This window comes from Schaalia sp. HMT-172 (genome assembly GCF_030644365.1).
Taxonomy (GTDB): Bacteria; Actinomycetota; Actinomycetes; order Actinomycetales; family Actinomycetaceae; genus Pauljensenia.
On sequence record NZ_CP130058.1, the window covers coordinates 2,450,395 to 2,462,634 of the forward strand.

The window sequence follows — 12,240 nt, forward strand, 5'->3', positions numbered from 1 at the left end:
GAAGCCATCGTGACCGGATACTTTGAGTCACTGATCAACGACGTCCCCGGAAACGCCGATTTTCTCACCTCGCTCGCCGCCGAGTGGGATACCTACGGCAACCACTGCGACGGCCTCGCCGACGACGTGATGTCCTCGGCACACCTGGCACCCGAGTGGGCAGGTAGGGCGCGCGAGGACTTCGACAAATCACTCGAGCGCCAGCGGAACCGGTACATCAACTTGGGGGGTGATTGCACGACGGCATCCTCGGCGATCAGCGTCTATGCGGGGGCGGTACGCGCGGGGCAGAAATACATCGAGAACCTGCGGTATCAAGCGTCAAAGCTCGACGAAGAGGTGGACAATGCTCCTATCCCCCTGGCGGCCAGAGTGGAAAACATGCCCGCAGCCAGCGTCCTCGTTTTAGAGGCGTTCATTCGAATCGAGTCCGTCAAGCGGGCCGCCGACAGGTGCGCGCAGGACCTCGCGCGCATCGTTCACATCGAGCCCGTCCAGGTTAACGACAAGAACCCCACGGAAGTCGGGCAGATGAGACAGCTGTCGGCCGACGAGAACGCCCAGATCCAGAAGGACCTTGACGCACTCAAGAACGGGACGTTCAACTGGGAGGGAATGAAACAGGGGCAGATCGGCGACTGCTACTTCCTGGCCTCCATGGCCGCCTTGGCCCAAACCCCGGAGGGGCAAAGAAGACTTGCTTCCATGATTAAGCCCCACTACGACGAGCACGGCAACGTCGATGGCTACCTCGTTCGACTCCCAGACGACCCCGCTCACCCCAACGCCTCACCGGGGCGTGAGGTCTTCGTGCACAGCAAGTACATTCACGGCGCCACCCAAGGGGGGCGCGTGGGCGTCTACTCCATCCTGGAAGCCGCGTGGGGACAAAACCACCCAGGAGGCACAAACAGCGAAGGGAACAAGCGGCCAGGCATAGGTGGTGGTATGCCGGCCGACTCTTTCAAGGTTATGACGGGGGAATCTGCTACCACACTGGAGTCAGACGGAAGCGAAGGCAGCTACGATCTTATCGATCGAATTAGAATAGTCGCCGCCTCGAAACTACAACAACCCATGGTGGCCAGCACAATCAACACTGACGCCACCTACACACAAGGCATGGCCTCAGTTAATGCGACGGTCAATGGGCAACCCACTCAAATCGACCTCTACGAAGGGCATGCGTACACCATTGTTTCCGCCAACACAAATGGGGTAACCCTGTGCAATCCACACGGCTTCAACCCCAAAACAGGGGGTGGAAACGCGCCCGCCACCTTCACTCTGTCCTGGGACGACTATGAGAAGTACTACGGCAACACCGCAATCGGAGAGCTATAGGCCATGCGCAAGGCTTTCCCACTCCTAAGCACCGTCGTGTCCACCTGCATGGCGGCAGGTGTCCTGCTCACGGCGTGCCTCCCGACGCCCCACACGCCAGATCCGACTCCCTCACCAACCATCACCACCGCGAGCCCGACGCCCGCGCCGTCACCTACGAGGAGCACCCCCATGCAAGCCTGCAACGGATACATCACCACCGTGGACGAAACCGCACAATTCGCCCCCGGAAAGAACCCAAACGAGCCGACCTTCGTCATCTCCAAGGTCGGTATCGAGAACGGCGCCATGTACGCCGCGATCGTCGGCGGGTGGGACGCCGGCTACCCCGGCTGGATCAAAGGCCGCCTCCTCGTCGGCGAGCCGAAGCACGTCCCAACCATCGGCACATTCACCCTCCTCGACATCACGACCGCACAGGCCGTCTACGGCCACGGCTCGGCCACCTTCTGCTTCGAACCCGACCCCGACTTCGAAGTCTCCAGCACGATCTGACCCATGAGATACACGCTCCGCCAGCCCGCGCACGCGGCCGCCGCCTGCGCGGGCCTGGCCCTGCTCCTCGGCGCCTGCGCGCCCACCACTCCCTTCGCCCACCCGACACCCACACCCACGTCCTCGTCCCCGACGCCCGCGCCGTCACCCACGAGGAGCACACCCATGCCAGAGTGCAACGGATGGATCACCACCGTCGACGAAACCGCACAATTCGCCCCCGGAAAGAGCCGGAACGAGCCAACCTTCGTTATATCCGACGTTGGCATCGAAAACGGTGCCATGTACGCTTATATCATCGGCGGGTGGGCCGACGGCTACCCCGGCTGGATCGACGACAGCCTCTACGTCGGCGAGCCGAAGCACGTCCCAACCATCGGCACATTCACCCTCCTTGACATCACGACCGCACAGGCCGTCTACGGCCACGGCTCGGCCACCTTCTGCTTCGAACCCGACCCCGACTTCAAAGTCTCCAGCACGATCTAACACCCATGAGATACACGCTCCGCCAGCCCCTGTACACCGTCGCGGCAACTTGCGTCGGTCTGTCCCTGCTCCTCGGCGCCTGCGCGCCCACCACGCATCAGGCGGATCCCACACCGACCAGCACGTCAACCAGCACACCGACCGCAACGGACGGATGCCCCGGATATCTCCTCAAGGCTCAGGAGGAGGCTCTCGTGCGTCCGCGCGCCGCAAACACCGACCCGGCGTACTATTTCTACTCTTCGCCAGATGACCGGAACCAGAAGCGCACGTCTCTCAAAGGTGGAAATGGGCAAGGGCCTTACTCGTGGGTCAATAAAGATCTCTCCATCGGCCAATCTGCCGTCGTCGACGGCGTCGGTACCTTTACCCTGCTCGCTATCACACCTGGCGCCCGCGAGTACAACCCCCGGTTCATCACATTCTGCTTCGACCCAGACCCCAGCCTCGACCTCAACGAGGAAGAGATGAAGAAATTCTCAGCACGCTAGGCGCAGCCACAGACGCGGGCTGTATTCCCTCCCATCGACGAGGCCGGGGCCAGGCGCCGGCAATCGGAGCGGAGTGGGCGGTGCTTCCCGTTGTGGACATGGCTGTGCCCCGCGTGCCGACTGAACTGCCTCCCGTTTCTTGGACATCGAAATTGAAGTCCAGGGAATGGGAGGCTTTTCATGTCTGTGGATCTGCGGTTGAGGCATGATCGTTTGCTTCGGGAGCAGGCGGTGGAGATGTTTGAGAGGGGATTTGGCTATCGTTTGACCGCCAAGAGGCTGGGTGTGCCTGCTGAGGCCGTGCGACACTGGCAGAAGACGTACCGCGCAATTGGGAAGGATGGGCTTCTTGCCATGGAAGTAAAGCGGACCAAATACGACTATGAGACCAAGGTCGCCGCAGCCAGGGCCGTGGTTGATGACGGGATGAGTAAACCTGAGGCGATGGTGCGCTTCGGTATTGCGAGCGCGACACCGCTGAAGAATTGGTGCAGGCTGTACCGTGAGGGCGGCGCGCAGGCCCTCATGCCTAAGCCTAAGGGCAGGCCAAAGGGATCAGTACGGGCAGTGCCACCAACGCGTGAGGAGGAACTCGCCGAGCGCGTGCGTAAGCTCGAGGCACAGGTGGCGTACCTAAAAAAATCGATTGCCCTGAAGGCGCAGAGGCGCTCCCAAACCGGGACAAAGCCCTAGCGGTCGCCGAGCTTTCAGGGCGTGGACACGCGGTGGGTGATCTCCTCGAGGCCGCCGGTCTTGCCAGGTCGAGCTACTACTACGCGCTGGCTCACCCCCAGCAGCCAACCAGGGCGTATCTGCGGCCCAAGGTCGCCCAGATCTTTTCGCGAACCCCCAACGGGTGCGGTCACAGGCAGGTAGCCATGTGCCTGCGCGCTGAGGCAGGAGAGCGCATCGCCGACAAGACGGTCTTGAAGATGATGCGTGAGATGGGGCTGCGCTGCGGCATACGCCGCGAGACGAACTACCACAGGTACAACTCCTACAAGGGGGACGTGGGGCAAAGCTTCGACAACATCATCGGCCGCGACTTCACAGCCGATGGGCCCTGGCAGAAAATGGGTACCGATGTCACCGAGTTCAAGCTCTCCTTCGGTAAGGCCTACCTCGCTCCGGTCTACGATTTTGCCAGCAAAGAGATCGTGGCCCACTCCATCTCTATGTGCCCCAACCTCGCCCAGCAACAAGAGATGCTCCAGATGCTCATGGACGCCAAACCAGCAGGGGTCGAGCCGATCTTGCACTCGGACATGGGATGGCAGTACCAGCACGGAACCTACATCAGTGCGCTTGCCGAGAACGGTTTCATCCAGAGCATGTCACGCAAAGGCAACTGCATCGACAACGGTGCCACCGAGCAGGTTTTTGGGCACATCAAGGACGAGTTCTTTCGCGGCCAAGACTGGCAGACCTTCGAGAGCTTCAAAGCCGACCTCGACGCCTACATCACGCACTGGAACACAACAAGACGCCAAGTAAAGCTCAAGGGCCTGACCCCGGCAGAATACCGGGATCAGGCCCTACGGGAAGCCGCATAACGGCTACCATTTAAAGCGTCCAAGTTTCGGGGCGCAGTTCAGACAAACACGCGGGGCACAGTTATGGGGGCGTCAGTTGTCACTGACTGCTGTCGGCCCTCCGATTCTCAGGTCCGGCCCGTAGGCCGGCGCCTCAGCGCCTGCCTTTCCGACCGCCCGCCGGGGGGCTGGTCGCTGATCGGAGGAGCCGTCAGTTCTGGGGTGCGGCCGGGGGCTGGCCACCCTGTCCCGGACCGCCCGCCGGGGGCTGTCCGCCCATCCCCATGCCGCCCTCGCCGGCGGTCGCCGAGGTCTCGGTGCCGTCGACGCTCACCGTGTAGGTGGAGCCGTTGGCCATGCCAGAGGTCGAGTAGATGACGTTTCCGAAGGCCTTGAGCGAGGTGTAGGTGCCCAGGACCGAACCGTTGGCGTCGGTGATCGTCACCGTCGACCCGGCGGATCCGGTCGCGGAGGCGGAGATCCAGCCCTGGCCGTCGGTCGTGGTCGGCGTCTCCACCATCTCGCCCGTCGCGAAGGCGATGACCGTGCCGCCCGTGATGCTCATGGCGCCGTTGGAGTCGAGGCTGCTGTTCGCGCCGGAGGCCGGGCCGTAGACCGTGGTCGTGCCGCCGCTGATGGTCAGCGAGCCGTTGGAGTCGATGCCGTCGCCGTTCGCGTTGACGGTCACGGTGCCACCACTAATGGTGAGCTGCTCGCCGGTGTCCTCCATCGAGCCGCCGCCCATGCCGCCGGGGCCCATCTGCTGGGTGGTGGTCGTGGTGGTCGTATCCTCGGTGGTCTCCGCGGTGGCGGCCAGGCCGGCCTCGACCGTGATCGAGCCCGAGGCGTTGATGCCGTCGTCCGTGGAGGTCAGGTCGATCGTGCCGCCCGCGATCGTGATGAGGCCACCCTCGAGCGCCTCGTTCGACTGGGTGACGGTCACGTTCGCGCCGTCCAGGACGGCAGCGACCTCGGTGTGCACGCCATCGTCGCCGGAGGCGGCGGTGATCGTGCCGGAGCTCAGGCGCAACGCGCCGTCGGAGTGGATGGCGTCGTCCCCGGAGTCGATGGTGGTGGTGCCACCGTCGACGATGACGTACGTGCCGACCTTGATGCCCTTGGCCGAGCCGGAGGCGGGTTCGCCGGCCGATGCGCCGCCGCCCGAGGTGATCGACAGGGTGCCGCCGGTGACGATCGCGTCGGTGTACGCGTCGATGCCGTCGCCTCCCGAGGTCAGGGTGACGGTGCCGTCCACAATGGACACGTAGCCCTTGGTGTCGTCATTGTCCTGGTCGGACTTGAGGGCGTCGCCGCCGGAGTTCACGGTGACGGTGCCGCCGGCGATCGTCAGGGAGTCCTTGCCGCGCAGGCCGTCATCCGAGGCGGTCGCGTTGATCGTGCCGCTCAGGACGTACAGGTCGTCCTTGGAGGTGATCGCGTCCGAGGCGCCGGAGGTCACGGTGAGCGTGCCCGACCCGGTGATCGTCAGATCCATGTCGGCGTAGATGGCCGCGTTCGCATCCTCCGTGCCGGTGTAGGTGCCGTCCGTGACCGTCGAGGTGCCCTGAAGAGACAGGACGAGGTCGTCACCGCTGGTCGCCTCGATCGCGGCGCCCGTGGACGAGGTGATGGTCGCGTTGTCGAGAATCAGGACGACCCGATCCTCAGCCCCGGCGGCCACGACGACCTTGCCGGTGAAGGAGCCGCTGAGCTTGTAGACGCCGGCCTTGGAGATGGTCAGCACGCCGTCGCTCACGCTCACGGCGTCGGACGAGGAGGAGGCGGTCGTTCCGCTGAGCGTCACGTCGAAGGCGTCCGAGGCCTTCCAGTCGCTGTCCTTCACGTAGGAGGCCTTCGCGTTCGAGGCCAGCGCGTCGGCCGCGGTGGGCGGCGCGGTCGTGTCGCCGTTGGTTCCGGCGGCCGCGACGGCAGTGGTCGCGCTCGTCGCGCCACCACCGGAGGACGCAGCGCCCGAGGCCCCGCAGGCTCCCAGCGCCAGCGTTCCGACGAGGGCGATCGCGCCGATCGTCCGGGCGGGGGTCATGATCTTCTTCAGGGCTTTCATGTGTATGTCTCTTTCATGCAATTTAGGCTTATGTTTCTTATGCTCAGCGCTTACGTGTCGCGCGATTTCGACGACTGCGCGCCTATGACGTCGCTCAGGCGGCCATCGCGAGGGGCGCTTCGCGCGCGAGCTCGGGGGCCTCCACGTACTCGGGAAAGTACCGGAGCAGCGTGCGGTGCCACTTGTTCGCGGGCAGGTCGTGCATGGCGGCCATCGCGGTCCCGTACTTGGAAATCTTGACTGGTCGCACGCCGCCCTCCCACAAGAGGTGGTCGACGACGGACGGGGTCGCACCCGACTTCGTTTCGATGATGACCAGGTCGGGGCGTGCGACCTCAGTGCCGTCCGTGCGCAGCGAGCGCCACGTCAAGTCCGTGTCCACCGTCGCGCGGCCCGCTCCGTCGGGCAGGAGCAGGGTGTTGCGCTCGTAGGATCCGGCCAGGACCGGCTCGAGGGCAGGCACCAGGTGCGCGTAGCCCGTGTGCTCAACCTTGCCCGCGACCCACGAACGGCGCTCGCCCGCGAGAGGCGCCCCGGCCTCGTCCCAAGAGATCGACATGCGCTTCTTAACCGTCACGCCGCGCGGGCCGCGGGTCTTGACCTCCAGGAAGGAGGCGCCGGTGGACAGGTAGGTGCGGGCGCGGACCTTGAAGCGGCGGCGGCGCTTGAGCGCGGTCAGCAGGTACGAATCCATGTCGGGGGTGTCGTAGTAGGTGGAGGCGTAGCCCTGGGACACCTGGCCGGCGATCTGGAGGACCCGGGTTTCCTCGGGGAGGCGGCTCAGGACCGACGAGGCCGTGGCCGCGTCCAGCGCGTACTTGCGGTCCACGCGGGTCAGCATCGCGGCGCGTTCATTCAGTTCGTCGAGGCCAATCGTCTCGAGGTCTGCGAGAGTCGCGTTCAGGGTGGCGTTCATGAGTCGTGTCCTTAGTAGAGGCGGTCTGCGGGGCTGTGGCGGCGAGGCCGAGTCTGCTGTCAGGGCCGGGGGCGAAGCCGGGGGCGGGCAGGCGGGTCAGGCGACCTTCGAGCGGACGTCGACGAGCGTCAGGTCGTTCACGAGGTCGAGCTTGACGACGTTGACCGAGGCGACGGACGCGCCGAGGCGCTGCTCGAGGGCCGCCTTCAGCTCGTCGGGGTCCGCGATCGCGCGGTCCAGCTGGACGGTCTGCGAGGTGTAGCGGCCGAAAATCAGCTTCGAGTCGCCGAAGGCGAGGGCCACGAGGATCAGGGCGATCAGGCCGCCCAGGAGCGGGGTCACCGCCGACGACATGCCCGTCAGGAGGCCGAGGGCCAGTGACGCGAAGTAGTAGGCGATCTCCGTCTGCGAGATCTGATCGGACCTCAGGCGGATGATCGAGAGGACACCGAAGAGACCCAGGCCCAGGCCCGCGCTCACGGTCGAGTTCGCGAGGATGATCGTGACGGCGAGGACGCCGACATTCACACCGAGGAAAGCTGCGACCAGGTCGGCGCGGCGGTGCCGTGGGAAGTACAGGCCGAACACGAGGGCGGCCATGGCGACCAGGTCAATGGCGATGAGAATCAGGGCGGTCATTGGTGTCTCCTTTTGTCGATGCACCTATTTCCCCACGCGACCCTATGAACAACCTATGAACGCCTCATTCGTCCCTTATGACTTTCCTGGGATAATCCTGAATGCCAGACACTCGGGCGCAACGGCGCTCACTGTCGCACAATGGAACCCATGAGCACCCGACCTGGGGCCATCGGCGCCCCCACCGACCGAGAACTGCGCACACTCACGGAGGAAACCCCGGCCTCGGGCCCGGCGCGCTCCGTGAAACTCCTCGCCGCCATCGCGACTTTCGGCTCCCTGCTGTTCGGCTACGACACGGGCGTCATCGCGGGCGCCCTGCCGTACATGTACATGCCGAGCGTGGCCGGCGGACTCGGGATCAACGAGTTCGAGGAGGGCCTGGTCGGCGGCGTCCTCGCCATCGGCGCCGCGATCGGGGCGATCGGTGCCGGGCGCCTGTCGGACCGCAACGGGCGGCGGCACAACATCCTGCTGCTCGCCGTCGTGTTCATCGTCGGCACGATCGGATGCACCGTCGCGCCCAACATCTGGGTGCTGTACCTGTTCCGTTTCGTTCTCGGCCTGGCGGTCGGTGGCGCCTCGGCGACCGTGCCGATCTACCTGTCGGAGTCCGCGCCCACGCGCATGCGCGGCGCCCTGGTGGCGCTCGACCAGTTCATGATCGTGTTCGGCCAGCTCCTCGCCTACTCGATGAACGCGGCGCTCTCCCACGCGCACGGCGGGCCGCGCGTCCTCGTGAGCGCCGACCCGTCGGGCACGCTCACGCCCGGGCAGTGGTACTCGTGGGACGAGGCCTCCCGCGTCGCGACCGCCGTCATCACCGCGGGCGACGGGTCGGCGTGGCGGTGGATGCTGGTGCTCGCCACGATCCCCGCTGTGCTCCTGTGGGTCGGGATGCGCCTCATGCCCGAGTCGGGCCGCTGGTACGCGTCAAAAGCTCGTTATTACGAGGCCGTGGGCGCCCTCAAGCGCATCCGTGACCCCCGCCGCGACGACGTGGCCGCCGAGATCAGCGAGATCGTCGCGCTGCACGCCACCGAGGCCAGCCAGGGTCATTGGACGCTGCGGCGCACCGCGTCGGTCGCGTGGACCCGGAGGCTCCTGTTCATCGGCATCGGCCTGGCGTGTTTCGACCAGCTGACGGGCATCAACACCGCCATGTACTACCTGCCGAAGATCCTGGCGGCCGCCGGCTTCAGCTCCGCCGATTCGATCACCCTCAACGTCATCACGGGGGCCGTCGCGTGCGTGGGCGCCGCCTTCGGCCTGTATCTCGTGTCCAGGCTTGCTCGACGCCACGTCGGCATCTACCAGGAGACGGGCGTCACCGTTTCCCTGTTCGCCCTCGCTCTTATCTTCGGGCTCGGCATCGGCCCCTACACGCTGGCCGACGGGAGCATTTCGCCCGACATTCCTTCTTATTTGCCGTGGCTGGTCCTCGTCCTCGTGTCCCTGTTCGTGTTCGCCAAGCAGTCCGGCACCGTTAACTGGGTGCTGGTTTCCGAGATCTTCCCCGCGCGCATCCGCGGCGTCGCCCAGGGCTTCGCCGTGGGCTGCGGCTGGATCATGAACGCCATCGTCACGTGGCTCTTCCCCATCATGATCGGCCACTTGGGCGCCACGTGGACCTATCTGACGTTCGGCGTCATCAACGTCGTTGCCCTGTGCTTCTACCTGTTCATCGTGCCCGAGACACGAGGCGTCTCCCTCGAACAGTTCGAGCACGACTTCTCGCGGCGCTACGGGGTGTAGCCGCTTCCCTGCGTGGGCCCGGGGCCAGGCCTCTCTGCCCGGCTGGCCGCAAGCCCGCTTCTCCTACGCCTGAGGCCCGCGCGGGGCCTGCCCACTTCTCCTACGCCTGAGGCCCGGCTGGCCGCAGGCCTGCTTCTCCTACGCCTGAGGCCCGCGCGGCGCCTGCCCGCTTCTCCTGCGCCCGGGGCCCGGCTGGCCGCAGTCCTGCTTCTCCTACGCCTGAGGCCCGCGCGGGGCCTGCCCGCCCGCGAGATCGCCACACGCGAGCCTTCGGCTCGGAGTGATCGATCTCGAAGCCCGGCCAGGCCCTGCAGGCCCCGCGCAGGCCTCGACACACCACACACCCGCACACCCGCCGACTCCCACAGTCACCCGCATGGTTCCCCACAAATGTCGCATGCAATTCCCCAACACGTTATTCAAACTTTGAAATCGGACTGTTGCAATTCCAACGTTTTCAGGGCATATCGAAAACTGACCGAGGAGAATTGCATGCGACTTTTCAGGGAGGAGAGTACGCGCCAGCGAACGCGCATCAGCTATCTCCCCACATCCAGGGGCCGCCCCGCATCCAGGGGCCGCCCCGAATCCGGCGCTCGCCCCTGACAGTCCCGGTACGCTCGCGGCTCAAAGCGCGTGTGGCGTGCGCATAGACAACACTGGCAGTGGCACACTAGCCGCATGACGAAGACCCCCACTCCCTGCACCCAGACGAACGAGCCGACCCAGGCCTCGTCCGCGCCCCTCGCGGTCACCGGCGCGTCCGGGAACGTCGGCGGCGTGGTCGCCCGGCTCCTCTCCGAGCGCGGCCTGCCGCTACGCCTGCTCGCGAACACGCCGTCGCGCGCGCCCAAGCTGCCCGGCGCGCACGCCGTCCAGTGCTCATACGAGGACACCCCGGCCTCGCGCGAGGCCCTCACGGGCGTTGACGTTCTCTTCATGGTGTCCGCGCCCGAGAGCGAGGACCGCCTGTCCAAGCACCTCGCCTTCGTCGACGCGGCGGCCGCCTCCGGAGTGCGCCACATCGTGTACCTGTCGTTTATGAACGCGGCGGCGGACGCGACGTTCACGCTGGCGCGCACGCACTTCCACACGGAGGAGCACATCAAGGCGTCGGGCATGACGTACACGTTCTTGCGCGATAACTTCTACGCAGACTTTTTCGTGGAGCTGCCCGACGAGGAGGGCCGCATCCTCGGGCCCGCGGGCGACGGGCGAGTCGGCGTGATCGCGCGCGAGGACGCGGGGCGCGTGGCCGCCGGGATCCTGGCCGATCCGGGGCGCTATGAGAATCAGACCCTCGACGTGACGGGCCCCGAAGCCCTGACCCTTGAGGAGATCACGCAGATCCTCACCCGCGTGAGGGGGCGCCCCGTCACTTACGTGCGCGAAACCGTTGAGGAGGCCTACGACTCGCGCAAGAAGTGGCCGGCCGCCCAGTGGGAGTACGACTCGTGGGTGTCGACCTACACGTCGATCGCCCGCGGCGAGATGGACGTCGTGTCCACGACCGTGCGCGACGTGACGGGCCACGACCCACTCACCTTCGAGGAGGTCGCCCGGGCGGCGCTCGCGTCGGGCCGCTGACTGTCGCGGTAAAGGCTTGCTAGGCCCCGGCCTCGTCGTGACGCGCCGTTCGTTTCGACGAGGCCGGGGTCGCTTCATGCGCTCATGCTTGATGCCTCCGTCACACTCCTGGTAGCGTCGGATCATGACCATTGAGCCCTCCTGCACTCTTCGGTTGTAGCATTCCGACGCCCCAGCAGGGTGGTGACCGCGGCTCGCCCTTCCTCATTTTTGGCAAGAAGACCCCACGACAGTTCTCCCCGGGGCGTGGACCTGGTGGCGCGAGACTTGTGGAAGCTCACTACGATCACCATTGTCGTTAACGCCGTCTTGGCGGTGGGCGCCTACTGGGTTTTCTCGTTCATTCGCATCGGCCCACTACAGCTGCTCTTCATCTGGTTCCCCCTGTATCTGTGCGCGGCACTTCCCCACCTCATCGAAAAGAGTGTGCGCCCATTCTGGTCATCGCGCCCCTATTTCGAGGACGGCTCCATCGTTATTCCGGGCAACCACCAGTCCATCGCGCTCGGGCGTGTTTAATTGTCTGTGTATCCGTCTTTTGTTTGAAAGGATTGATGCATGATGAATGATGATGATGTTGTTGTGGCTCGCGCTAGTGGGCGTGAGACGGTGGAGGAGCTTCGTCGCTCGGGGGCGTTGGATGCGTTGTTTGAGCGTCTTGATGCTGGCGAGGTCGAGATGACGGGTAGCGAGGGCTTGTTGCCGGCGTTGCTTAAGGAGGCGTTGGAGCGCGGGTTGGCCGCGGAGCTGACCGAGCACTTGGGGTATGAGAAGGGCCAGGCCAGTGGGCAGGCGCGCTCGAACACGAGGAACGGCACGACGAAGAAGACCGTGATGTCGGAGGTGGGAGCCTTCGAGATCGAGGTTCCCCGGGACCGGGCGGGCTCGTTCACCCTGGGGTTAGGCTTGTGTTGTTGACACTTCGTT

Annotated in this window: 12 protein-coding genes and 1 pseudogene; 10 read left to right on the forward strand and 3 right to left on the reverse strand. The window is 65.3% G+C overall.

Translation table 11 applies throughout. The features are described 5' to 3' along the window. Positions 1-9: 9 nt before the first annotated feature. From QU663_RS10235 to QU663_RS10260, 6 genes are all read left to right on the forward strand, one after another. Entirely contained in the window at positions 10-1,344 is a 1,335-nt protein-coding gene (locus QU663_RS10235) for a hypothetical protein (RefSeq protein WP_021611429.1), read from the forward strand. A gap of 171 nt (positions 1,345-1,515) precedes the next feature. After that, entirely contained in the window at positions 1,516-1,839 is a 324-nt protein-coding gene (locus QU663_RS10240) for a hypothetical protein (protein WP_021611430.1), read from the forward strand. A 3-nt stretch (positions 1,840-1,842) separates the two neighbouring features. Then, entirely contained in the window at positions 1,843-2,328 is a 486-nt protein-coding gene (locus QU663_RS10245) for a hypothetical protein (protein ID WP_198010212.1), read from the forward strand. 5 nt (positions 2,329-2,333) lie between these two features. Next, positions 2,334-2,819 (forward strand): hypothetical protein, encoded by a 486-nt coding sequence (locus QU663_RS10250; protein WP_021611432.1) that lies wholly within the window; start codon positions 2,334-2,336, stop codon positions 2,817-2,819. 180 nt (positions 2,820-2,999) lie between these two features. Next, complete coding sequence (locus tag QU663_RS10255) at positions 3,000-3,512, forward strand: helix-turn-helix domain-containing protein (protein WP_021610620.1); 513 nt, start codon at positions 3,000-3,002, stop codon at positions 3,510-3,512. A 32-nt stretch (positions 3,513-3,544) separates the two neighbouring features. Continuing rightward, positions 3,545-4,372 carry an IS3 family transposase gene (locus tag QU663_RS10260; protein ID WP_021610621.1) on the forward strand — a complete coding sequence of 276 codons (828 nt, stop codon included), beginning with the start codon at positions 3,545-3,547 and terminating at the stop codon, positions 4,370-4,372. Positions 4,373-4,562: 190 nt separating this feature from the next. On the opposite strand, the gene QU663_RS10265 is transcribed toward QU663_RS10260, so the two are convergent. From QU663_RS10265 to QU663_RS10275, 3 genes are all read right to left on the reverse strand, one after another. Continuing rightward, entirely contained in the window at positions 4,563-6,416 is a 1,854-nt protein-coding gene (locus tag QU663_RS10265; protein WP_021612405.1) for a carbohydrate-binding domain-containing protein, read from the reverse strand. Positions 6,417-6,510: 94 nt separating this feature from the next. After that, positions 6,511-7,332, reverse strand: coding sequence for a polyphosphate polymerase domain-containing protein (locus QU663_RS10270; protein ID WP_021612406.1), 822 nt, complete (start codon positions 7,330-7,332; stop codon positions 6,511-6,513). A gap of 96 nt (positions 7,333-7,428) precedes the next feature. Further along, positions 7,429-7,971, reverse strand: a complete 543-nt coding sequence (locus QU663_RS10275) for a DUF4956 domain-containing protein (protein ID WP_021612407.1) — start codon at positions 7,969-7,971, stop codon at positions 7,429-7,431. Between the two features lie 150 nt (positions 7,972-8,121). Here QU663_RS10275 and QU663_RS10280 point away from each other — a divergent pair, with 150 nt between their 5' ends. The 4 genes and pseudogenes from QU663_RS10280 to QU663_RS10295 all read left to right on the forward strand — a co-directional run. Next, positions 8,122-9,726 (forward strand): MFS transporter, encoded by a 1,605-nt coding sequence (locus QU663_RS10280; protein ID WP_034481865.1) that lies wholly within the window; start codon positions 8,122-8,124, stop codon positions 9,724-9,726. A gap of 681 nt (positions 9,727-10,407) precedes the next feature. Next, positions 10,408-11,313 carry an SDR family oxidoreductase gene (locus QU663_RS10285; RefSeq protein WP_021612410.1) on the forward strand — a complete coding sequence of 302 codons (906 nt, stop codon included), beginning with the start codon at positions 10,408-10,410 and terminating at the stop codon, positions 11,311-11,313. 267 nt (positions 11,314-11,580) lie between these two features. Next, complete coding sequence (locus QU663_RS10290; RefSeq protein ID WP_232210945.1) at positions 11,581-11,832, forward strand: hypothetical protein; 252 nt, start codon at positions 11,581-11,583, stop codon at positions 11,830-11,832. A 42-nt stretch (positions 11,833-11,874) separates the two neighbouring features. Continuing rightward, positions 11,875-12,207, forward strand: a pseudogene (locus QU663_RS10295) (transposase); the annotation flags it as partial. Positions 12,208-12,240 lie beyond the last annotated feature (33 nt).